Origin of the sequence: Rhizobium sp. 11_C7_N12_5 (genome assembly GCF_051811145.1) — a bacterium.
In the GTDB taxonomy this organism is placed as follows: domain Bacteria; phylum Pseudomonadota; class Alphaproteobacteria; order Rhizobiales; family Rhizobiaceae; genus Rhizobium; species Rhizobium lusitanum.
The window spans coordinates 15,025-37,309 of the sequence record NZ_JBPWPY010000001.1 but is presented as its reverse complement, the minus strand read 5'-3'; the positions used below and the strand labels follow the sequence as shown (position 1 = coordinate 37,309).

Here is a 22,285-nt window from a genome sequence, read left to right as displayed (position 1 = left end):
GTCTACGAGATCATCAGTAGATGAAGCCGACGATGTCGCGGACCTGCTTCATCGTCACCTCGGCGCGAGCGCGGGCGCGGGCGCTGCCGTCACGCAGGACGGCGTCGATATGGCCGGGATCGGCCATCAGCCGGCGCATCTCGTTCGTGATCGGCGAGAGCACCTGCACGGCAAGATCGACCAGCGCCGGCTTGAAGACGGAGAACTGCTGGCCGCCGAATTCGGAGAGAACCTCCGCCTTCGACTTGTCGGCGAGCGCGGCATAGATGCCGACCAGGTTATCGGCCTCCGGGCGGCCGGCAAGGCCGTCTGCTTCGCTCGGCAAGCCGTCCGGATCGGTCTTGGCCTTGCGGATCTTCTTCGAGATGTTCTCTTCATCGTCGAGCAGATTGATGCGCGACAGGTCCGAGGCGTCGGATTTCGACATCTTCTTGGTGCCGTCACGCAGCGACATGACGCGCGGCGCCGGGCCGTCGATCAACGGCTCGACCATGGGGAAATAGGCATGCACCGGCTCGTCGCCGACGGTGATGTCGATGCCGTAGCCCGTACGGCGAATGTGCTCCATGTAGTCCAGATTGAACTTCATGGCGATGTCGCGGGTCAGCTCCAGATGCTGCTTCTGGTCGTCGCCGACCGGAACATGCGTGGCGCGATAGAGCAGGATGTCGGCGGCCATCAGGCTCGGATAGGCGTAAAGGCCGAGCGAGGCCTGCTCGCGATCCTTGCCGGCCTTGTCCTTGAACTGCGTCATGCGGTTCATCCAGCCGATGCGGGCGACGCAATTGAAGATCCAGGCGAGTTCGGCGTGCTGCGGCACGGCCGACTGATTGAAGACGATATGCTTCTCCGGATCGATGCCGGCGGCGAGAAACGCGGCGGTGATCGACCGCGTCTGGCCCGGCATGTCGTCATGCACGAGCTGAGCGGTCAGCGCATGCATGTCTACGACGCAGTAGATGCAGTCGTTGTTGGCCTGCAGGGCCACGAACTTGCGGATCGCGCCAAGATAATTGCCGAGATGGAGATTGCCTGTGGGTTGAACGCCGGAGAATACCAGCGGCTTGAATTCGGTCATGTCGTCCTCGAAAGGCTTGTGGAGGGCCCGGGCGAGCAGCGCTCGACCCTTGGTTTCGAGCGGCTTATGCACGCCGGACAGGCCGGGATCAAGAGGCTATATCGTTGAGACTCACGAAGAATGCTCGATCAGATCCCAGGTATTGCCGTAGGGGTCGGCAAAGACCGCCACGGTGCCGTAGACCTCATGGCGCGGCTCTTCCAGGAAGCGCACGCCCTTCTCCTTCATCGCCGCATGATCGCGGGCGAAATCGTCGGTCTTGAGGAAGAACCCGACGCGGCCCCCGGTCTGGTTGCCGATCGCGGCGCGCTGCCTGTCATCGGCCGCCTGCGCAAGCAGCAGCGCCGCCCCTTCTCCGCCCTTCGGCTTGATCACGACCCAGCGCTTGCCCTCCGGCTGCAGCTCATCCAGCAGGCAGTCGAAGTCGAGGCAATGGCAGTAGAAAGCCTTGGCACGATCATAATCATCAACGACGAGGGCGACGAGAAAGAGGGATTGGGGCATGGAAGAACTCCGCATTTGGTAAAGCCGTCCCCTCGCCCCGCTGGCGGGGAGAGGGCTAGGGTGAGGGGCCAAGCACAAAAGTCCGGCATCGGCAGATTATCCTGGCCAGCCGCAGCGATGGTGGGGCCGGCAGAGTTTATCTCTGTGCCGACATCCGTGAAGGCCCCTCATCCGACTTGCCGCAATCTCACTCCGTTCGATCGCTCCAAGCCACCTTCTCCCCGCATCGCGGGGCTAAGGAGCTTAGTCACTCCCCTTCACCGCCTCAGCATCCGGCGTTGATGCTGCCGGCTTGCGGTTCATGTTGCGGCGGATCATGCCGAGATCGGCGCCGCCGATGAGGAAAGCGACCACAAAATAGACCAGCATGGAAATTGCGATCAGCAGGCCGAGCGTGCCGACTTTGGTCAGCAAAGACGTGCCGGACGCCAGATACGGTTCCCAGCGATGCTGAAGAAAAATGATCATCCCGGTCATGACGCCGGCTGAAACGAGCAGCAGCACGGCGCGGCGGGCAAGTCCCCACTCCCAGGTCAGATGGCCCCGGCGCAAGAGCGTGGTGAAGAGCAGCACGGTGCTGATCCAGCCGGCGGTCGCTTCGGCGACGGCGATGCCGGGTGCGCCCATGTAGGGGAAGAGGCTGAGCGCGATCGCGCAGTTGGTGGCGACCGCAACACCTGAGAACCGCATCGGGGTCTTGGTATCCTCGCGGGCATAAAAGCCCGGCTGCAGCGCCTTGATCAGCACGAAGGCCGGCAAGCCCAGGCCGTAGATCGCCAGGATCGAGCCGACGATGATCGTGTTTTCCTGATGGAAGGCGCGGCGCTCGTAGAGCACGCGGATGATGTCGTCCGAGAGAACCCAAAGCGCCATGGCCGCCGGCAAGGTCAGGAACAGCACGAATTCGATCGAACGGTTCTGCAGATTGCCGGCCTCCTTCAGATGGCCTGATTTCAAGGCACGCGCGAGTTCGGGCAAAAGAACAACGCCGACGGCAACGCCGACGACACCGAGCGGCAACTGATAGATGCGGTCGGCATATTGCAGGGCCGCGATCGCACCTTCGCGGCTGGAGGCGATCGCCTGGCCGATCATCTGGTTGATCTGCGTAATGCCGCCGGTGACGGCGGCGGGTATGGCAAGGATCAGCAGCCGCTTCACATTCGGCGTGAAGCGCGGCCAGCGGAAACCGATGCTGATGCCGGCATAGCGCACGCCGACATAGACGACAAACAACTGCAGGATGCCGGCGGCAAGCACGCCCCAGGAGAGATACCAGGCTGTTTGCAGCGGCACAGCGCCGAAATAGAGCGAATAGAACAGTGCGCCGATCATGACAACGTTCAGGAAGACGGGCGCCACGGCGGCCGCGAAGAAATGATGCAGCGAGTTCAGCATGCCGCTCATCATTGCCGTCAACGACATGCACATGAGATAGGGAAACATGACGGCGGCCATGCGCACCGTGATCGAGAACTTGTCCGGATCGCCGGCAAAGCCAGGCGCGATGATCCAGCGCACGATCAGCGGCATGCCCAATTCCATGACGACGGTGATCAGGAAGAGGACGGAAAACAGAACGCCGAAGACTTCCTCGGAGAAGCGCTTCGCACCCTCGATGCCGTTCGCCTCGATCTCCTTGGCGAAAAGCGGGACGAAGGCGGCGTTGAAGGCGCCTTCGGCGAACAGGCGGCGGAAGAGGTTCGGAAAGCGGAAGGCGGCGTAGAACACGTCGGCCATCGGTCCGGTGCCAAGGGCGGCGGCCATCAACGTTTCGCGGGCGAAGCCGAAGACACGGCTGCCAAGCGTCGCGCCACCGACCGTGATGAATTTCCTAACGAGGCTCATGCGGCTGAACCGGCTTTCTTTTCAGTATCTGGCTTTTCGGCGGCGGAAGTGCGCGTGGCGGCGGGCGCGATGATGCCGGAGGGCATGCGCTCGCGCACCTCATCCTCTTCACCCGCCATGACCGCCTTCAGGCGCGCGGTGATATTGGCTCGCTTGTTTTCGTTGGAGATCTTCTGCCCGACGAGATCGGTCACGTAGAAGCTATCGATGACCTTTTCGCCGAAGGTGGTGATGCGCGCCGAGTGAATGTCGAGCGACAGATCCGAGAGAACCGAGGTGATTTCCGATAGAAGGCCGGTGCGGTCGAGGCATTCGACCTCGATGACGGTGAACTTGTTGGACAGGCTGTTGGAGATGGTCACCGACGGCGGGATGACGAAGGCCTTGTTCTTGCGACGGTTCTTCGTGCGCGTGGCGATGACTTCCGGCAGCCGCTTGCGGCCGGCAAGGACGTCTTCGATCATCTTGCCGATGGTGCCTGCGCGGCGAAGCTCATCGGCGTCGTCGGGGAATTCGCGGCTGACATGGATGGTGTCGAGAGCGCGGCCATCGGCCGTCGTGAAGATCTGTGCGTCGGCGATGTTGGCGCCCGCCGCAGCACAGGCGCCGGCGATCACGGTCAAAAGGCGCGGATGGTCGGGCGACAAGACAGTGATTTCGGTGATGGCGTGGAAGCTGTCCGTGCGCACCATGGTCGCCAGAACCTGACCCGATTTGTCCGTCTGGCGGATGAACCGCGTATGGCGGATCTGATCTTCCAGCGGCACGGATAGAAGATAGGGCTGGTAGTGCAGCTTGACATAGGCCTTGCGAGCCTTCTGACCCCAATCATCCAATGCCGCTTCGAGCGCATTGGCAGCGGCTTCCGCCCGCTCCTTGCGCGAGACCTCGGAAAAGCCACCGGCCAGCAGCAGCTCGGTTTCATAATAGAGCGTGCGCAGAAGCTGGCCCTTCCAGCCGTTCCACACACCCGGACCGACGGCGCGGATATCGCAGACCGTCAGGATCAGCAGCATCTTCAGCCGGTCGAGCGACTGCACCCGATCGGCGAAATCGATGATCGTCTTGCGGTCCGTCAGGTCGCGCGTCTGGGCGACCATCGACATTGTGAGATGCTCGGCGATCAGCCACACCACAAGCTCGGTCTGCTTCGGCGACAAGCCGAAGCGCGGGCAGAGCTTGCGCGCCACCTTGGCGCCGGCTTCGGAATGATCCTCCTCGCGGCCCTTGGCGATATCGTGCAGCAGCACCGCAACGTAAAGCGCATCGCGATCCTCGATAGCAGGCATCAGCTTGTTGGTCAGCGGATGGATATCCTCGGCCTTGCCCTTGTCGATCTCCGACAGCACCTCGACGGCGCGGATCAGATGCTCATCCACCGTATAGTGATGATACATATTGAACTGCATCATCGAGACGATCTTGCCGAATTCCGGAATGAAGCGGCCGAGGACGCCGGCCTCATTCATACGGCGCAGGATCAGCGCAGGATCGCGCTTGGAGGTGAGAATGGAGAGGAAAAGCCGGTTCGCCTCCTCATTCTCCCGCAGATCGCTGTCGATCAGGCCGAGCGAGCGGGTGACGCGCTTCAAGGCGTCCGGATGGAATTCCAGACCGTTGATATCTGCAACGAAAAACAGCCGGATCAGGCTGACCGGATCGCGCTTGAAGACCTCGGGATTGGCGAGCGCGATGCGGCCGCGATCCTCGACGAACTCGACGGTGCCGGGGATTTTGCGCGAGCGATTGGCAAAGCGGCTGATGACGCCGGTAAGACCGGGCGTCGCCTTGGCCTGCTGGTCCTCAAGCGCCGCGCAGAGGATGCGGGTGAGATCGCCGACATCCTTGGCGACGAGGAAATAGTGTTTCATGAAGCGTTCGACGGCGGAAAGGCCGGGGCGGGCGTGGTAACCAAGCGCCTCGGCAATTTCCCGCTGGATATCGAAGGAAAGCCGCTCCTCGGCTTTGCCGGTCAGGAAGTGCATGTGGCAGCGCACGGCCCAGAGGAAATCCTCGGCCTTCTCGAAGAGGCGGTATTCCTGCTTCGAGAGCACGCCGAGCTTCACCAATTCCACAGTATCGCGGACGTGATAATAATATTTGGAGATCCAGAACAGCGTGTGCAGATCGCGCAGGCCGCCCTTGCCTTCCTTGACATTGGGCTCGACCAGATAGCGGGTGTCGCCGGCCTTGCGGTGGCGCTCATCGCGTTCGGCCAGCTTGGCGGCGATGAATTCCGGGCCGGTATTGGTGACGATTTCCTTGTCGAAGCGTGTTTCCAGCTCGTGCGCTAAGGGCTCGCTGCCGCAGATATAGCGCGTCTCGAGGATGGCGGTGCGCACCGTCATGTCGGATTTCGCCTCGCGTATGCACTCCTCGACGGTGCGCGTGGCGTGGCCGACCTTGAAGCCCATATCCCAGAGCATGTAGAGGATGAATTCGACCGCCTTGTGTGTTTCGCTGTCCGGCTTCGGCCGAAAGATAAACAGAAGGTCGATATCCGAACCCGGTGCCAGCGTATCGCGGCCATAGCCACCAACGGCGGTGACAGAGAAGTTGCCGGCCTGATTCGGATAGACGTGGTGGACGGTGAAATCGTAGAGAACGGTGATGATCTGGTCCTGGAGCCAGGAAATTCGATGGGCGCAATCCAGCCCGCCGCCTTGGGCCGCCAGCAACCGCCGCGCTTCTTCGCGCCCTTCCTGGCTCGCCTTCTTCAACAAAACGAGCAGAGCGGACCGCTCCTCGCTCTTATCCAGATGACGGTTGGCAAGGGCCTCGCATTCCGCCCTCAGCGAGGGAACGTCGAGAATGGCGGGAAAATCGATGTCATGCATTTCCATGCTTTGCCGACCGGATTCCTGTTCGTTGACCGCGGCCCACCGCTGGCGCGCCTGTCTTTTCGTCTGCATGCGCTATAGCCTCTTTGCCCAGCGATTGACACAGGCATTCTACGCCCGAATTTCCATAATCCAGCCTGAGCCAAACCTGTCTAATCGACGATCTCAGGATTTCTATCGGGTCAAGGTTGACGAAGCGTGACGGCAATCGACGCAGAAATCGGCGGTTTTAGGGCCTCGGCATATCAAGCGCCCGTCTGAGCTCGTTCAAGCTATATAATATGTTTCGCGATTGGGCACCGATCTGCGTCACCATTTCGCGCTCGCATTCCCAATAGCCGGCATTTGCGATCCTCGAGCAGATGTCGGAAATACGGCTGCATGACAGGGCGATGTTCAGAAGACCGCGATCGGACTCGCAATCCGGCGCCTCGCCCTCGCCGCAGATCTTGCCACGCGCGGCGATGGGGGAAAAGCGATCGGCCAGTATGCGGACCTCGGCGAGAAGATTTTCGATATGCATTGTATTGTCCTTGGAAATCGCCTTCGGTCAGCCGGCCTTGGTCACAGTTTTCTTCAGCTCGTAGAGCACATCGAGGGCGGCGCGCGGGGTCAGGTCGTCGAGATCGAGCGTCTTCAACCTCTCCTCGACCATGGACGGCGCGCGCCGGCCGGAGGCTTCCTCGCGGCGAACCGCCACCTGGAAGAGCGGCAGATCATCGATGAGCTGGCTTGCCGGATTCTTGCGGTCGGCATCCTCAAGCCGCGTCAGAACGTCGCGGGCGCGCGCCACCACCGAGGCTGGCAGGCCGGCAAGCCGCGCCACCTGGATGCCGTAGGAGCGGTCCGCAGCGCCCGGCCCGACCTCATGCAGGAAAATGACGTCGCCATCCCATTCCTTGACGCGCATGGTGGCATTGGAGAGCCGCCCGAGCTTCTCCGACAGCACGGTCAGCTCATGGAAATGGGTGGCGAAGAGGCCGCGGCAGCGATTGGCCTCATGCAGATGCTCGACGGCGGCCCAGGCGATGGAAAGGCCGTCGAAGGTGGCGGTGCCACGGCCGATCTCGTCGAGAATGACCAGCGAGCGCTCGGTCGCCTGATTGAGGATCGCCGCCGTCTCGACCATCTCGACCATGAAGGTGGAGCGGCCGCGCGCCAGATCGTCGGACGCGCCGACACGCGAGAACAGCCGGTCGACGATGCCGATATGCGCCGATGCGGCAGGCACGAAAGAACCCATCTGCGCGAGAATGGCGATCAGCGCGTTCTGGCGCAGGAAGGTCGATTTACCGCCCATGTTCGGGCCGGTCAAAAGCCAGATGGCGCCATCCTTGCCGTCCGCCTTGGGCGACAGATCGCAATTGTTGGCGACGAAAGGTCCGCCGGCCTGGCGGCGCAGCGCCTGCTCGACGACCGGATGGCGGCCGCCTTCGATGGCGAACATGCGGCTCGCGTCGACAATGGGCCGGCAATAGGCCTGCTCCTCGGCGAGCAGCGCAAGGCCCGCCGCGATATCGATTACCGACAGCGCACGGGCGCCGGCCTTGATCGGCTCGGCATTGGCGACAACTGCCGCGACCATGCGATCGAAGGCTTCGAGCTCGATGGCGAGCGCCTTGTCGGCGGCATTGGCGATGCGGCTTTCGAGATCGGCAAGCTCGGTCGTGGTGAACCGCATGGCGTTCGCCATGGTCTGCCGGTGAATGAAGCGCGCCTTGGCCTCGGACGTATCGGTCATCGGACCGGCATTGCCGGCTGTGACCTCGATGAAATAGCCGAGCACATTGTTGTGCTTGATCTTCAGCGACTTGATGCCGGTTTCCTCGGCATATTGCAGCTGCAGGCCGGCAATGACGCGGCGCGACTGGTCGCGCAGCGCGCGCACCTCGTCCAGCTCGGCATTCGCCCCTTCCCGCAGAAAGCCGCCGTCGCGCTTCAGCAAGGGCAGTTCGTCGGCGAGCGTGGCGGCGAGCAGGGCTTCGAGATCGTCAGGCAAGGCACCGAGCCCAGCAAATGCAGCCTTCAGTTCTTCCGGCAGAAGTGCTGCACCGAGCATACGGGCGATATCGGCAGCCGCGCCCAGCCCCTGGCGGATCGCCCAGAGATCGCGCGGGCCGCCACGGTCAAGCGCCAGGCGCGACAAGGCGCGCGGCATATCGGGCACGTGCTTCAGCGCTGTCCGCAAATCGCTGCAAAGAGAGGGCTCCTCGGCAAGGAAGCCGATCGAATCCAGCCGTTCGTTGATGCGTTGGGGATCGGTGAGCGGCGACATCAGTCGCTCGGCGAGCAGACGAGCGCCGCCACCGGTCACGGTGCGGTCAATCGCCTTCAGGAGCGAGCCGTTGCGGTCGCCGGAGAGCGTGCGCACCAGTTCAAGATTGGCACGGGTGGCGGGATCAATGAACAGCGTCGACGCGCCGCTTTCGCGTTCCGGCAGCCCAAGCGGCGGCCGCTCGGCGATCTGGGTCTTTTCGACATAGGCGACGGCAGCGGCAGCTGCGGCAAGCTCGGCGCGGGAAAAAGTGCCGAAACCGTCGAGCGTCGAGACGCCGAAATATCTCACGATGCGCCCCTCGGCGCTAGCGCTGTCGAACAGCACTGCCGGCTGCGGAACGGCGGTGCGGCCAAGCACGTCGAAGACCGGTTTCAGCTCCGGATCGTGGAACATCATATCCGGCAGGATCAGCTCGCGCGGATCGATGCGCAGGATATCGGCGAGCAGCCGCGAGGCTTCCGTTTCGGCCAGCCGGAATACGCCAGTCGAAATGTCGATCCAGGCGAGCGCCAGTTGCGGCTCGGCGCCGCCGCGAATGCGCGTGAGCGCCATCAAATAGTTGGATTCCGAGGGCGAGAGCAGCTTTTCCTCGGTAATGGTGCCCGGCGTCACCAGACGCACGACATCGCGCCGGACGACAGACTTGCCGCCACGCTTCTTCGCCTCGGCCGGGTCTTCCACCTGCTCGCAGACGGCCACGCGGAAACCCAGTGAGATCAGCTTCTGCAGATAGTCGTCGGCGGCATGCACGGGCACCCCGCACATCGGGATATCCTGGCCCATATGCTGGCCGCGCTTGGTGAGCGTGATGCCGAGCGCGCGCGACGCATCGACGGCGTCCTCGAAGAACAATTCGTAGAAATCGCCCATGCGATAGAACAGGAGCGAACCCGGATTGTTCGCCTTGATCTCGATGTACTGCTCCATCATCGGAGTCGCGGAGGCGCGACTTTCCTCCGAGGCAAGCTCGGCGGCCGAGAAAGCATCGACGCTGGTGGTTATACGTTCGTTCACGGAGGTGCAGTTTTTCCAAAAAATGAGGTGTCACCCTATCCGCGCGCCGCTATAGAAGACAACAGCTATCGGGCAAGAGGGACCGGTCGCCCACAGGAGGTTTGGAGGAAAAATGGCTGATAACAAGAGCAAGTCGCGTCCAGGAGCGGGGATCACCGATCAGGAGGCACTGGATTTCCACAGGCAGGGCCGCCCCGGCAAGCTTGAGATCAATCCGACCAAGCCGATGGCGACGCAGCGCGACCTTTCCCTTGCCTATTCGCCCGGTGTCGCCGTTCCCGTGAAGGCAATCGCCGCCGATCCCGCCACAGCCTATGATTATACCACGCGCGGCAACATGGTCGCCGTCATCTCCAACGGCACAGCCATTCTCGGCCTCGGCAATCTCGGGGCACTGGCCTCCAAACCGGTCATGGAAGGCAAGGCGGTTCTCTTCAAGCGCTTTGCCGACGTCGATTCGATCGACCTCGAGATCGATACCGAGAATGTCGATGAGTTCATCAATTGCGTGCGCTATCTCGGTCCCTCCTTCGGCGGCATCAATCTCGAAGACATCAAGGCGCCCGACTGCTTCATCATCGAGCAGCGCCTGCGCGAACTCATGGACATCCCCGTCTTCCATGACGACCAGCACGGCACCGCCATCATCGCAGCCGCCGGCCTGATCAATGCGCTCGAGCTGACAGGTCGCGACCTCAAGACAACCAAGCTCGTCTGCAATGGCGCGGGTGCCGCCGCAATCGCCTGCGTCGAGCTGATCAAGGCCATGGGCTTCAACCCGGACAACGTCATCCTTTGCGACACGAAGGGCGTGATCTACCAGGGCCGCAGCGAGGGCATGAACCAGTGGAAGTCGGCGCATGCGGTCAAGACCGACAAGCGCACGCTGGAAGAAGCGATGAAAGGTGCCGACGTCGTGTTCGGCCTGTCGCAGAAAGACGCCTTCTCCGCCGACATGATCCGTTCTATGGCAGACAAGCCGATCATCTTCGCCATGGCCAATCCCGATCCGGAAATCACGCCCGAGGAAGTCGCCCGTATCCGCGACGATGCAATCATGGCGACCGGGCGCTCGGACTATCCGAACCAGGTCAACAACGTCCTCGGTTTTCCCTACATCTTCCGCGGCGCGCTCGACGTGCGCGCCACCACCATCAACGACGAGATGAAGATCGCAGCCGTCAATGCGCTGGCAAGCCTCGCACGCGAAGACGTGCCTGACGACGTCGTGGCGGCCTATCAGGGCGCGCGGCCGCGTTTCGGTGCGCAATATATCATTCCCGTGCCGTTCGATCCGCGCCTGATCTCGGCAATCCCGGTGGCCGTGGCCAAGGCGGCGATCGAGAGCGGCGTCGCTCGCCGCGAGATGCCCGATATGGCGGCCTATGCCCGCGAGCTTTCAGCCCGGCGCGATCCGATCGCCTCGACGCTGGCGCAGCTCTACGAGCGTGTGCGCCGGCACCAGAAGCGCATCGTCTTTGCCGAGGCGGAAGAAGAGCAGGTCATGCGCGCCGCCCTCTCCTATGCCAACCAGGGGCTCGGCACCGCCATCCTGCTCGGCCGCGAAGATCTGATCCACTCCACCGCCGAACGCGCCGGCATCGACCTCAACCGGCCCGGCCTCGAAATCGTCAACGCTCGCATTTCCAAGCGGGTCGATGCCTATATCGACTATCTCTATGCCCGGCTGCAGCGCCAGGGCTATCTGCACCGCGACGTGACGCGCCTGATCCATAACGACCGCAATCACTTCGCCGCCTGCATGGTGGCATTGGGCGATGCCGACGGCATGGTGACGGGCGTGACGCGCAACTATTCGACAGCGCTCGGAGACGTGCGCCGCTGCATCGACGCGAAGCCTGGGCACCGGGTCATCGGCGTGTCGCTGGTGATCGCCCGCGGCCGCACCGTCTTCGTCGCCGATACCGCCGTGCACGACATGCCGACGGCCGAGGAGCTGGCCGACATCGCCGAAGAAGCAGCCGGCTTCACCCGGCGCATGGGCTATGAGCCGCGCGTCGCCATGCTCGCCTATTCCACCTTCGGTCATCCGTCAGGTGAACGCTCCGAACGGGTGCGCGAAGCGGTCAGCATCCTCGACAAGCGCTATGTGAACTTCGAATTCGATGGCGAAATGGCCGCCGACGTGGCGCTGAACCGCAAGATCATGGAGAGCCTCTATCCCTTCTCACGACTCTCCGGACCGGCAAACGTGCTTGTGATGCCGGCCTTCCACTCGGCCGCGATCTCCACCAAGATGCTGCAGGAACTCGGCGGTTCCACCGTGATCGGGCCGCTGCTCGTCGGGCTCGACAAGCCGGTGCAGATCACCTCCATGGGCGCCAAGGATTCCGACATCGTCAACATGGCGGCGATCGCCGCCTATGGCGCGGGATCGTAGCCACTACACCAGATGGCGGAGCCCGTGACCGAACAAAGGTGATGGGCTGCCGTATCAATTCGGTGTAGACTATCAGGATGAGTGAAGCTCAGGTCCTGTTCGGAATACTGCGCCATTCAGCGCGGTCGGATATCGTCGATGCTATCGAGCGGCTCGTTGTTGAGGCGCCCGATCGCAAGCTCAATCGCGTGAACGTGCTTGCCTTCGCGGCCGACCAGGGCTTCGATGAAGAGCAGGCCATCAACGCCTTCCTGCACAGCTCCCGCCTCGGCCTGTTCGAGATGTCGTGGAATGTTCTTTGCCCGGGTTGCGGCGGGGTGTTGGATGCCAATACCTCGCTGAAAACAGTGCAAAGCGAAACCTATAACTGCACGCTGTGCGCAGCCGGCTACGAGCCGACGCTCGACGAGATGGTTGAGGTCACCTTCACCGTCAGTCCGCGCGTGCGCCACATCGAAGCCCACAATCCGCACGAACTGCCGCCGCTTGAATATTTCCGACAGATCTATTGGGGCTCGGGTATCGATCTTCCCGATGAGGGCTACGAGGAGAAGGTCGATCAATTCATCCTGGAATCGCTGGAACTGCCGCCTGGCGAAAAGGCCGTCATATCGCTTCAATTACCTGCGGAGTTTACCATCATCTTCGAACCGGTCACGCACGCCGCGCAGTTCCTCGACGTGAAGGGAGAACCATCGAAGGAAAGGCAGACTCTCTCGCTCGTTTTCGACCGAATGCACCGACACAGCGAGGCCATCGAACTGCGTCCCGGCCCCCTGCGCATCATGATGGAGAACCATACGGACCTCCGCGTGCTGCCATCGATCTGCCTGGCCAACGAGGCTCTCCACACCCTGCTCAGCCAACGCCGACCGTTCCTGACCGCCAAGCGTCTGCTCTCCAACCAGACGTTCCGCGACATTTATCGCACGGACACGATCGACATCGACCAGCGACTGAAGATCACCAGCCTCACCTTTCTCTTCACCGATCTGCGCGGCTCGACCGAGCTGTACGAAAGGGTCGGCGACCTCGCAGCCTTCGATCTGGTCAAGACCCATTTCGGCATCCTGCACGAGATCGTGGCGGCGGAGGCGGGTGCGGTCGTCAAGACCATCGGCGATGCCGTCATGGCCACCTTCCCGACACCGGACCGGGCGTTGATGGCGGCAATGCGGATGCGGGAGGCCATGCTCAGCCTCAACAAGGAGCGCGGCAGCGACGATCTTCTTCTGAAAATCGGCATCCATGAGGGACCGTGCATCGCGGTGAGCCTGAACGAACGGCAGGATTATTTCGGGCAAACGGTCAATATCGCATCCCGCGTCCAGCATCTCGCCACGTCACGCGAAATATTCGCAACCAGTTCGGTGCTCGATAATCCTCTCGCCGCCGAGCTGATGACAACGCGCGGCCTCACGCCGCAATCTCATCACGTCGCGCTTCGAGGCATCACGGATGCGATGGATATCTTTGCGATCCCTTGAGATCCGTCAGCTTGCGAAACGACCGGCATCCGCGCCGTAATAATTGACGTAGCGATCCGAGATGCTGGCGATCGGCAGGACGATCAGGACGTCCGTCGTGTTGAAAGCCTGATCGACGACGGCGGTCGAACCGACCATGGCGCCGAGGCGCAGATAACCCTTGATCAGCGGCGGCAGCGCCATAAGCGCCTTCTTCGGATTGACGGCTTCGACCGGCATCAGGTCCATGTTGCGGGCAAGCGACGGCAAGGCGCCGACCGTCCATTCGTCCTTCGCAAGGACGTTGTGATAAAGGAAGGACAGAGCCAGCGCATGCTGTTCCGGCAGGACGCCGGGGAAAGAGGCGCAACCGATCATCGCGCCCATGCCGTGCTTCAGCGCATAGGCCCAATTGCCCTGCCACAGCAACTCGACGGTGCGCTTGTTGCGGTATTCCGGCAGCACGCACGAACGGCCGAGCTCCATGAAGCGCTTGTCGGGATGGCGAGCGAGCAGCGTGTCGATGTCGAATTCCGAGGAGGAATAGAAGCCGCCGTTGGCCATGGCCACTTCCTGGCGCAGCAGGCGATAGGTGCCGACGATCTGGTCTTCCGGATCGCCTTCAAGCGAGCGATCCAATACCAGCAGGTGATCGCAGATTGCGTCCCAGCCGTCGATATCACGCTGGCGACGCATGGCGTCGGCCGGCAATTGCGCGTTCATCTCCTCGACGAAAACGCGATAGCGGACGGCCTGAGCGGCATCAATTTCGCGCGCCGTGCGAGCAAGGCGCGTTTCTAGATTTCCGATGCGTCCGAGCACATCGCTGGCAACCGGCGCAACCGTTGCCTTTGAGGACTGAACCATTTCGCCCTGAGCTTCGCGATTCAAGATTTCGATGGACATGGCGATTCTCCCCCTGCGGGCCGATATAGCGCCATAAACCAAATTCGTGCGACAGGAAAGTGACACGCAGCTTTGCTAAAAGCAAGAAGTGTGCCCGTTGCAATTTTTGAATGGGCGCCCCGTCCCCAACTAAACGACAGCAATTCGCGCAGGTTGAAGGTCGCCGCAAGCCACTATCAGTCATTGCTGCCTAATCGGTTCAGGCGACATGATGGATATGCCCGATCTTGATTCGAAAATCAAATGCCTGGCTTAGGCGCGTTCGAAAGCCGCCTTCGACAGGCTCTGCACGGTGGCTATCAGCCGCTTAGGATCGACGGGCTTGACGATGACGGCATCGGCCCCGGCAAGCAGCGCCTGACGACCTATCGCATCGCGGCTGTCGGCGGTCAATACGATGATCGGCAAGGGCGACAATCCCTGCCGGCGCTCATGGGTGCGCAATTGCGCGAGGACGGCAACCGCGGTGCCGCCGGGCATGTTGAAATCGGTGACGATGATATCCGGCCGAGCCTCGCCGTCTTGCGCGCGAGCACGCAGGCCGTCGAAATCCTCGACGAGGCGAACCCTATGACCGGCCTTGGCGAGCATGGCGCGAACCAGCATTGCGTTGACCGGATCATCCTCGCCAAGCAGGATGTTGAGTGCGGGATCCTCGGCCTCCGGCGTCGTTATCCCGATCTCGGACAAACCGTCACTCGAATGGTCGCGCCTTTCCATGCCGCGCATGCGACCGCTCAAGACGTCAATCAGCGACTGTTCGCGCAGCGGCCGGATGAGCCATGCGTCGAAAAGATCGAGCGGATGGGTGTTGCGCTCCTCGGGATTGACGAGGAAAATCTTGCGCAGCGCCGGTGTCGCCAGCTCACTTCCCTCGCGGAAATACCAAGGCGCCATGCGATGATCGACGATAAGATCCGTCCAGGCACCGCCTTCCCCCATCGGGAAAGATTGCCGCAACTCGCCCATATCGCCTGAGCCGATCAGGCGGCAATGGCCACCAAGAGCGCGGATGGTTTGCGCAATCGCTGTGCTTGCCGCGCCCTCCGGCGCCAGCAACAGGACGCGCGACCCCTCGAGCACGGCGTCACGCCGTCTGTATCCATCCTCCTCGGCAACCAGGCCGATCGGAAAGCGGATGGTGAACACGCTGCCGCTGCCGTGCTGGCTGGCAACACTGAGCCCACCGCCGAATTCGCGCAGAATGCGGGCGGAGATCGCAAGCCCAAGCCCGGTGCCGGCACTTTTTTCCACGATGGAACCAGCCTGCTCGAATTCACCGAAAATGCGGGCCTGCTCTTCCTCCGTCATCCCCGGGCCGCTGTCGTGGACCGTTATCGTCAGGTCCCGCCCTTTCAGGCCCGCTCGGACGAGGATGCCGCCGGTCTGCGTGAATTTCACCGCATTGCCGATGACGTTGAACAGGACCTGACGCAGGCGGGCGGGATCGAACTCCAACATCTCGGGGACATCGGACGCGACGCTTGCCGCGATTTCCAGGCCCTTTTCGTGGGCGCGATGGGCAAGCATTTCGACGACGCCTTCCAGCAACGGCCGCAATGCCTCCTTGCGCGGATGCAACTGGAAACGGCCGACCTCGATCGTGGAGAAATCGAGGAGATCTTCGACCAACTGCACCAAGGCGTGGCCCGACTGGCGAATGCCCGTCAGATAATTGGCCTGCTCGAGCGTCAACCGCGTCTGGGCAAGCAGATGGTTCATGCCGAGGATGCCGGACAAGGGGGTGCGGATTTCATGGCTGACGGTGGCCAGCAGCCGCGACTTGGCTGCGCTGTTGTATTCGGCTTTCAGCCGCGCATCCTCGCGAAGGCGGGTGATCTGCCGTTCTTCGGTCACATCGCGCGCCACGCTTTGGATGCACAACTGTCCCGTCGTCGGATCGCGGAACATGACGTCGTACCAGGCGAATGTACGCCGCCCTTCGGGCGTGGCAATCTCCGCATCCTGATGTTGCGCATCGGTGACGGCACGGAAGACGAGGCCGGTTTCCTCCAGCGTCAGGCCCTCCGGGTTTGTTCTCCCCGTCAGCCGGCGGAAGGTGGCATTGGCATCCAGAATCCGGCGGTCGATACCGCGCGTGACCGTAATGTCACCAAGTGCGTCATGGATGGTAGCAAGCAGGCTGGTGCTTTCCTTGCGCTCCCAAAAACGATCATGCTCGTTTTCGCTGAGATCGGTGACGGCAGGACTGCGGACGACGCTCCATTTTGTGAAGATAGCCATCGCTATCAGCGACAGCGCCACAACGCACAGCGCGGCGAACAGTGCCGGCGGGCCGCCGGCGTAGCCGATCGCGAGCAGGGCGGCTCCGGCAACCAGGCCGCCGCCATTCAACCAGCGGCGTTGCAGCTTCCATGGCGCCGCCGCGCGCTGCGCCTGCTGTTCGGCACGACGCGGCGTCTCAATCGGCGTGATCAGGGACGACACGCCATCGGCCGCTTCTTCGATTGGCGGCGTCTGGCCGCGGGCGATCGCAGCCGCAAGCTTTTCCTGCAGGTTAGCCAGAGTGCTCATGCAGTCTGGCTAACACACGCATCCTTCCCGATGCCTTCAAGGAAACGCTAGAATTTTAGTTTTTCGCCTTTTTCGGCGTCAGAAGCTCGTCCAGGATGACGCAGCCGGCGCCAACCGTGATGAAACTGTCGGCAAGATTGAAGACGGCGAAAGACCATGTCTGCGTATGGAAGAGAATATAGTCGATCACGTGGCCATAGAGAAAGCGGTCGATCAAATTGCCAAGCGCCCCGGCGATGATCAAGGCGAAGCCGAGATGGGCAAGCCAGCGATGATTGGGGGCACGCCGCCAAAGCCAGAGGACGAAGGCGACGATGACGAGCCGCATGCCGACGATGAACCAGCCATCCATGCCCGACAGCATCGAGAAGGCGACGCCGAGATTGTAGGTGCGATACAGCGCCAGCATCGGAATGACCGGCACCATCTCCTGCAGCGGCAGCCATTGGTCGACCATGATCTTGACGGCCTGGTCGAGAATGACTGCGACGACGATGAAGATCAGGATCGGCACGGGCCGGGAAAACAGTGCGGGTTTTGCGGGTACCTGCTCGTGGGTCTGGCTCTCGGTCATCGGCTCTCGCTAAGGGTCAGAAGATGGCGGCGGGCTTCGAACAGCATGACTGCCGTCGCAACCGCCAGATTGAGGCTGTCGGCGCGGCCGGCCTGCGGGATGCGCGCAAGCGCATCGGCCTCTTTCGCCAGGACATCCGGCAGGCCGGATTGTTCATTGCCCATCAGCAGCACCACGGGCTTCTTCTTATAGTCGATCGTGCGGTAATCGACCGCGCCGGCCAGATGAGTGGCGACGACGGAGACATCAGCCTTCTTCTTCCAGGTCAGAAACTCTTCCGGCGTCGCCTTGACGACGGGCACCGCGAAAACGGAGCCCATGGTGGCGCGCACGGTTTCCAGCGAGAAGGGATCGGTCGTTTCGCCGACGAGGATGACGCCGGAAGCGCCGGCTGCATCGGCAGTGCGAATGATCGTGCCGAGATTGCCGGGATCGCGCACGCGGTCCAGCGCCACCCAGGTCTCGCCGGCCGCCGGCTTGACATCCCTAAGCTGCTGCCAACGCTGGTCGAAGACGCCCACCACCATCTGCGGATTGTCGCGACGGGTGATCGACGCAATGACCTTTTCGCTGGCCTCAAGCACCAGTCCGCCGGCAGCGACCGTCTTGGCGGCGACCTGCTCGACCAAAGGCTTGCCCTTGGCGGATTTGGCATAGACCAGCGTGCGGATGGTCCAGCCAAGCTCGAGGGCGTCGATGACCAGTTTCAAACCTTCGGCCAGGAAAGCGCCGCTCTCCTCGCGCGATTTTTTGACCGTCAGCGCCTTGATATCCTTGACGATCGGATTGGCAAGCGAAGTGACTTCCTTGACCTGTCCGACCTTGCGGGGGCCGTCGTTACGGAAATCCTTGTTCATTTCGGCACCCAGCGGCTGAAGAGGGAGGTGGAAAGCGCCCTGCCGGGCGTGCTGCCGTCGAGGCCGGCCTCGCGGATGACCAACTCGCCGGATTCGACGACACCGCCGGCGCCGCGCATGGTCTCGCGCATCAATTCATGGATCGAATAGAAGCTGGCGCGGATCGAATAGGCCGTCAGCACCAGCCCGAGCGCCTTCGGCGACAGGATCTCGCGGCAGATATCGAGCATCAAGGGCAGATGCTCGAAAAGATGCCACACCTCGCCGTTCGGGCCACGGCCGAATTTGGGCGGGTCGGTGAGAATGATGTCGTATTTGTTGCCCCGCCGCTCCTCGCGCAGGATGAACTTCATCGCATCCTCGCAGATCCAGCGGATCGGCAGCTTTTCCATGCGGCCCAGGGCCTGGTTTTCCCGCGCCCAGCCGATTGCCTTCTTGGAGGCATCGACATGGGTCACCTCCGCGCCGGCCGCAGCGGCGACCAGAGAAGCAACGCCGGTATAGCCGAAGAGGTTCAGGACCTTCAGCGGCCGTTTCGCCGCCTCGGCCTGTTCCTTCATCCAGGCCCAGTGAACGATCTGCTCGGGAAAGACACCGACATGGCGGAATGCGGTGAAGCGGCCGAGAAAATCGACGCCGAGCAACTGCAGCGGCCAGGTTTCGCCCAACGCCTCGCGCGGGAACCGCCAGCGGCCCATGCCATCCTCGTCGGTATCGCCGGTGAATACGGCATCGGCATTGTCCCAGACATGCGAGGCTAGCGACGGCTGCCACAGCGCCTGCGCCTCCGGCCGAACGATGCGATACGGGCCATATTGCTCGAGCTTCAGTGCGTTGCCGCTGTCGATCAGATGGAAATCCCCGGCGCCCAACGATTCCAGGATGACCGGCACACGCTCCGGCGGTCGCTCGCCATTTCTCACGATCAGCGGGCGCTCAGGCGCCGCAACCGTGGAGGCGGCGGTACGCGGTTCGGTAATCCGCTCGCCACGGTCACGCGATGCTGACATTTTGCCGCCTGTCTTGACGGGCGTATCGCGTCGCGCCTCCGGGCGGGGCTTTGCGCCAGGGCCGCCCGCAGCTTTCTGACCGGGCCGGCGTTCCTTCTGTTTCACCATGCTTGTCTCGAAATTGATATGAGCGTGCAAATAGCATCTGACCGCCACTTGGCAAAGCGCTTTCCGATCTGCGATGATCCATGCACAAAATGTCACATTGGGAGGATTGCACATGGACATGACCGGCGAGGAGCGGATCACGGCACCCAGGGACACCGTGTGGGCGGCGCTGAACAACCCTGATATCCTCAGGCAGTGCATTCCCGGCTGTGAGAGCCTGGAATGGGTCTCCCCGACCGAACTGACGGCAAAGGTGAAATTGAAGATCGGCCCGGTTTCCGCATCGTTCAGCGGCGACGTGACGCTCTCCAACATCAATGCTCCGGAAAGCTACACGATCTCGGGCGAAGGAAAGGGCGGGATCGCCGGTTTTGCCAAAGGCGGAGCCGACGTCGTGCTGAAGGAAGACGGCAACGAGACGATCCTTCATTACGAGGCCAAGGCACAGGTCGGAGGCAAGATTGCGCAGCTTGGTTCGCGGCTGGTCGATTCCAGCGCCAAGAAGCTTGCGCAGCAGTTTTTTTCCGATTTCACCGCAGCGATCAACGGTCAGGCCAGCGCCTGATTGCCGTTGACATTTTTGACGCCCATATAATCCGCTCATGATATCGAGATCAGAGACTTGGACCATCCGGCCGGCGCGGGAGCAGGATATGCCGCCTCTTGCCGAGATCTATCTGCGCGTGCGCCGGGAAACATTCCTCTGGGTCGATCCCGGTCGTTTCAGCCTTGAGGACCTTGCCATCCATACAACGGGCGAGCGCCTGTTCGTCTGCGAAGACGTGCACGGCATGATCGCGGGTTTCGCGGCGATCTGGGAGCCGGATGATTTCATCCACATGCTGTACATTCTCCCGGCCTTCCAGGGCCACGGCGCGGGAAAGGCCCTGCTGACCGCGCTCCCGGACTGGAAAAGCCGCCACTACCGGCTGAAGTGCCTGGTCAAAAATACGCGTGCGATGGCCTTCTATCAGGCAATGGGCTTCGAAATCATCGGCGACGGCGCCTCGGCGGAAGGCGATTACAAAGAGATGCGGCTCGGCAACAGCCGGTCATTTTGACGGGAGCTGTCCGGCGATCTGCTCGGCGCGTGTGCGGTGCTTGTCAGCCTCGGCCTGCCAGCGCACCGCCTCCTGCGACTGGCTGCGAGCGCGCCTGCGGTGTTTTCCCTGATTGAACCAGGTCACCCCAGCGCCGACGAGCATGCCGAGGATCAATGCCGCGAACAGCAATACGAACAGCGGTGCGTTCAGCGACAGGACCTGATCTTCAGGCCGGAACGGATTAAGCGCGAGCGTCACGGACTGCCTGTTCGCAACGCAGAATACGATCAGGATGATGCCGAGCGGCAGCAATATCAGCAGATTGACGATCTTTTTGGCCATTGCGCAGCTCCTTTATCCAGGCGTATCCGTGCGACTGCACGCGTGATGCCGCCAGCCGCAGAATAGGAAAGACGCGGCCGAGTTCAAGTACCACCGCGTCGCGGCGCAATCATGTCCAATGGATATGTCCGCGGGCACATTTCGGGAAAGAACGAGCCTAGCCGGCTATTAGTTGTCGTCTTCCTCATCGCCGGCGCCCGGATTCAGGCGTTCGCGCAGTTCCTTGCCGGTCTTGAAGAAGGGAACCCACTTCTCCTCGACGAACACCGTATCGCCCGTGCGCGGGTTGCGACCGGAGCGAGAAGGCCGGTTCTTGACGGAGAAAGCGCCGAAGCCGCGAAGTTCAACCCGGTTACCCGCGGCAAGCGCATCGGTGATCTCGTCGAGGACAGCGTTGACGATATTTTCGACGTCGCGGTGATAGAGATGCGGGTTGCGGGCGGCAACAATCTGCACCAATTCCGACTTGATCACGGCTACCCCCTTAAATCATTGATTTATCAGTTGGCTGCACCCTGCCAAAGAGAAAGCAGGCCGTCAAGAAACAACTTCTCGGTTATGATTTTCTGGAGGCCCTCTCCCCTCACAAAATCATCATAACCGAAACGATTTAGCAACCAGGAAGCGGCACCCGGCCAAAAGAAGGATGAGCTTTTGCCTTCCGCCTTCCAGTCGACGATCGGCAGGTCCTTTTTGACCTTGCGCGTTTCGAGGTAGGCCAGGATCTCGTCTTCGCCACCAAGCGTATCGATCAACTTGTTCTGAAGCGCCTGACGGCCGGTGAAAATGCTGCCGTCGGCAAGCTTCAAGACGTCTTCGCGCGGCAATTTGCGACGATCCGCCACAAGGTCGACGAACCAGCCGTAGCTGTCCATGACCATATTGCGGATCATATTCTTGGCGTCTTCGCTGGCCGGATGGAAAGGCGAGGGTTCGGCCTTCAGCGGCGCAGACTTGATCTCGTCGAGCGAAACCCCGATTTTGTCGAGCAGATCCTTGACCTGCGGATATTGGAAGATGACGCCGATCGACCCCGTGATCGAGGTATCGCCCGCGACGATATCATCGCCGGCAGTTGCGATCATATAGCCCGCAGACGCCGCGACGGTGCGGATGTCGGAGACAACGGGCTTCTTGGCGGCGACGGCGCGGATCGCCTTGAAGATACGTTCGCCGCCATAGGTCGTGCCGCCGGTCGAAGAGATCGACACGATCAACGCCTTGACCTGATCGTTGTCGCGGATCTTCTTCAGCCGCTCGAGAAGTTCGGGATCGTCCTGAATAAGCCCGGAAATCGTGACGCGGGCGATCTGCGGTCCCCGCGTGTCAGGCAGGTCGCCCGCGACGAAACGATAGAGCGCAAAGCCGAGCGCGACGAGGAGTAAAACAGCGATGACACGCCAGAAACCAAGCTTGCGGCGCATTTGTCGCCGGTCCGCAATTGCAGAACTGTCCATAACGCTTTATTTCTCCCTGTCACA

General features: G+C 61.8%; 18 protein-coding genes. 4 read left to right on the top strand and 14 right to left on the bottom strand.

The window, feature by feature from the left end; translation table 11 throughout:
- Positions 1-13 precede the first annotated feature (13 nt).
- The 6 genes from trpS to mutS all read right to left on the bottom strand — a co-directional run bounded on the left by trpS (position 14) and on the right by mutS (position 9,562).
- Positions 14-1,078 (bottom strand): tryptophan--tRNA ligase, encoded by a 1,065-nt coding sequence (gene trpS, locus AB8B29_RS00170; RefSeq protein ID WP_113118247.1) that lies wholly within the window; start codon positions 1,076-1,078, stop codon positions 14-16.
- 111 nt (positions 1,079-1,189) lie between these two features.
- Complete coding sequence (locus AB8B29_RS00165; protein WP_092574428.1) at positions 1,190-1,582, bottom strand: VOC family protein; 393 nt, start codon at positions 1,580-1,582, stop codon at positions 1,190-1,192.
- 243 nt (positions 1,583-1,825) lie between these two features.
- On the bottom strand, positions 1,826-3,430 hold the full coding sequence (murJ, locus tag AB8B29_RS00160) for a murein biosynthesis integral membrane protein MurJ (RefSeq protein WP_092574430.1): 1,605 nt from the start codon (positions 3,428-3,430) through the stop codon (positions 1,826-1,828).
- Positions 3,427-6,342, bottom strand: a complete 2,916-nt coding sequence (locus AB8B29_RS00155) for a [protein-PII] uridylyltransferase (protein ID WP_112440075.1) — start codon at positions 6,340-6,342, stop codon at positions 3,427-3,429. Before AB8B29_RS00155 ends, murJ begins: the two co-directional genes overlap by 4 nt.
- A gap of 157 nt (positions 6,343-6,499) precedes the next feature.
- Complete coding sequence (locus AB8B29_RS00150) at positions 6,500-6,793, bottom strand: hypothetical protein (RefSeq protein WP_037203011.1); 294 nt, start codon at positions 6,791-6,793, stop codon at positions 6,500-6,502.
- Between the two features lie 27 nt (positions 6,794-6,820).
- Positions 6,821-9,562, bottom strand: a complete 2,742-nt coding sequence (gene mutS / locus AB8B29_RS00145; RefSeq protein ID WP_112440077.1) for a DNA mismatch repair protein MutS — start codon at positions 9,560-9,562, stop codon at positions 6,821-6,823.
- Positions 9,563-9,674: 112 nt separating this feature from the next.
- On the opposite strand from mutS, the gene AB8B29_RS00140 reads away from it, so the two are divergent.
- Together AB8B29_RS00140 and AB8B29_RS00135 are read left to right on the top strand one after the other, a co-directional pair.
- Positions 9,675-11,963 (top strand): NADP-dependent malic enzyme, encoded by a 2,289-nt coding sequence (locus AB8B29_RS00140; RefSeq protein WP_037203008.1) that lies wholly within the window; start codon positions 9,675-9,677, stop codon positions 11,961-11,963.
- Between the two features lie 77 nt (positions 11,964-12,040).
- Positions 12,041-13,450 carry an adenylate/guanylate cyclase domain-containing protein gene (locus AB8B29_RS00135; protein ID WP_112440079.1) on the top strand — a complete coding sequence of 470 codons (1,410 nt, stop codon included), beginning with the start codon at positions 12,041-12,043 and terminating at the stop codon, positions 13,448-13,450.
- 6 nt (positions 13,451-13,456) lie between these two features.
- On the opposite strand, the gene AB8B29_RS00130 is transcribed toward AB8B29_RS00135, so the two are convergent.
- The 5 genes from AB8B29_RS00130 to AB8B29_RS00110 form a co-directional block, all read right to left on the bottom strand.
- Positions 13,457-14,335, bottom strand: a complete 879-nt coding sequence (locus AB8B29_RS00130) for a GNAT family N-acetyltransferase (protein ID WP_037203005.1) — start codon at positions 14,333-14,335, stop codon at positions 13,457-13,459.
- Positions 14,336-14,587: 252 nt separating this feature from the next.
- Positions 14,588-16,870 carry a hybrid sensor histidine kinase/response regulator gene (locus AB8B29_RS00125; RefSeq protein ID WP_092574434.1) on the bottom strand — a complete coding sequence of 761 codons (2,283 nt, stop codon included), beginning with the start codon at positions 16,868-16,870 and terminating at the stop codon, positions 14,588-14,590.
- A gap of 55 nt (positions 16,871-16,925) precedes the next feature.
- Complete coding sequence (gene lspA / locus AB8B29_RS00120; protein WP_037203001.1) at positions 16,926-17,444, bottom strand: signal peptidase II; 519 nt, start codon at positions 17,442-17,444, stop codon at positions 16,926-16,928.
- Complete coding sequence (locus AB8B29_RS00115) at positions 17,441-18,301, bottom strand: TrmH family RNA methyltransferase (RefSeq protein WP_037203000.1); 861 nt, start codon at positions 18,299-18,301, stop codon at positions 17,441-17,443. Before AB8B29_RS00115 ends, lspA begins: the two co-directional genes overlap by 4 nt.
- Positions 18,298-19,416: a class I SAM-dependent methyltransferase gene (locus tag AB8B29_RS00110; protein ID WP_037203315.1), complete on the bottom strand. Its 1,119-nt coding sequence runs from the start codon at positions 19,414-19,416 to the stop codon at positions 18,298-18,300. The genes AB8B29_RS00115 and AB8B29_RS00110 overlap by 4 nt, the downstream gene beginning before the upstream one ends.
- A gap of 115 nt (positions 19,417-19,531) precedes the next feature.
- On the opposite strand from AB8B29_RS00110, the gene AB8B29_RS00105 reads away from it, so the two are divergent.
- Both AB8B29_RS00105 and AB8B29_RS00100 read left to right on the top strand, forming a co-directional pair.
- Entirely contained in the window at positions 19,532-19,984 is a 453-nt protein-coding gene (locus AB8B29_RS00105) for an SRPBCC family protein (protein ID WP_037202998.1), read from the top strand.
- An 88-nt stretch (positions 19,985-20,072) separates the two neighbouring features.
- On the top strand, positions 20,073-20,480 hold the full coding sequence (locus tag AB8B29_RS00100; RefSeq protein ID WP_376774211.1) for a GNAT family N-acetyltransferase: 408 nt from the start codon (positions 20,073-20,075) through the stop codon (positions 20,478-20,480).
- Here the strand turns inward: AB8B29_RS00100 and AB8B29_RS00095 are convergent.
- The 3 genes from AB8B29_RS00095 to sppA form a co-directional block, all read right to left on the bottom strand.
- The gene (locus tag AB8B29_RS00095) at positions 20,472-20,804 is read right to left on the bottom strand and encodes a lipopolysaccharide assembly protein LapA domain-containing protein (RefSeq protein ID WP_037202994.1); all 333 of its coding nucleotides are present in this window, start codon (positions 20,802-20,804) and stop codon (positions 20,472-20,474) included. The genes AB8B29_RS00100 and AB8B29_RS00095 overlap by 9 nt on opposite strands.
- Positions 20,805-20,972: 168 nt before the next feature.
- Positions 20,973-21,278, bottom strand: coding sequence for an integration host factor subunit beta (locus tag AB8B29_RS00090; RefSeq protein WP_004120746.1), 306 nt, complete (start codon positions 21,276-21,278; stop codon positions 20,973-20,975).
- 26 nt (positions 21,279-21,304) lie between these two features.
- Entirely contained in the window at positions 21,305-22,261 is a 957-nt protein-coding gene (gene sppA, locus AB8B29_RS00085) for a signal peptide peptidase SppA (RefSeq protein WP_047556211.1), read from the bottom strand.
- Positions 22,262-22,285 lie beyond the last annotated feature (24 nt).

What these genes read in the sequence shown, in the direction of transcription:
- AB8B29_RS00155 (WP_112440075.1), bottom strand. Translation starts at nt 6,342, where the DNA reads ATGCAGACGAAAAGACAGGCGCGCCAGCGGTGGGCCGCGGTCAACGAA.
- AB8B29_RS00095 (WP_037202994.1), bottom strand. Translation starts at nt 20,804, where the DNA reads ATGGCCAAAAAGATCGTCAATCTGCTGATATTGCTGCCGCTCGGCATC.
- lspA (WP_037203001.1), bottom strand. Translation starts at nt 17,444, where the DNA reads ATGACCGAGAGCCAGACCCACGAGCAGGTACCCGCAAAACCCGCACTG.
- AB8B29_RS00115 (WP_037203000.1), bottom strand. Translation starts at nt 18,301, where the DNA reads ATGAACAAGGATTTCCGTAACGACGGCCCCCGCAAGGTCGGACAGGTC.
- AB8B29_RS00150 (WP_037203011.1), bottom strand. Translation starts at nt 6,793, where the DNA reads ATGCATATCGAAAATCTTCTCGCCGAGGTCCGCATACTGGCCGATCGC.
- murJ (WP_092574430.1), bottom strand. Translation starts at nt 3,430, where the DNA reads ATGAGCCTCGTTAGGAAATTCATCACGGTCGGTGGCGCGACGCTTGGC.
- AB8B29_RS00140 (WP_037203008.1), top strand. Translation starts at nt 9,675, where the DNA reads ATGGCTGATAACAAGAGCAAGTCGCGTCCAGGAGCGGGGATCACCGAT.
- AB8B29_RS00135 (WP_112440079.1), top strand. Translation starts at nt 12,041, where the DNA reads ATGAGTGAAGCTCAGGTCCTGTTCGGAATACTGCGCCATTCAGCGCGG.
- sppA (WP_047556211.1), bottom strand. Translation starts at nt 22,261, where the DNA reads ATGGACAGTTCTGCAATTGCGGACCGGCGACAAATGCGCCGCAAGCTT.
- AB8B29_RS00125 (WP_092574434.1), bottom strand. Translation starts at nt 16,870, where the DNA reads ATGAGCACTCTGGCTAACCTGCAGGAAAAGCTTGCGGCTGCGATCGCC.
- AB8B29_RS00105 (WP_037202998.1), top strand. Translation starts at nt 19,532, where the DNA reads ATGGACATGACCGGCGAGGAGCGGATCACGGCACCCAGGGACACCGTG.
- trpS (WP_113118247.1), bottom strand. Translation starts at nt 1,078, where the DNA reads ATGACCGAATTCAAGCCGCTGGTATTCTCCGGCGTTCAACCCACAGGC.
- AB8B29_RS00165 (WP_092574428.1), bottom strand. Translation starts at nt 1,582, where the DNA reads ATGCCCCAATCCCTCTTTCTCGTCGCCCTCGTCGTTGATGATTATGAT.
- AB8B29_RS00130 (WP_037203005.1), bottom strand. Translation starts at nt 14,335, where the DNA reads ATGTCCATCGAAATCTTGAATCGCGAAGCTCAGGGCGAAATGGTTCAG.
- AB8B29_RS00100 (WP_376774211.1), top strand. Translation starts at nt 20,073, where the DNA reads ATGCCGCCTCTTGCCGAGATCTATCTGCGCGTGCGCCGGGAAACATTC.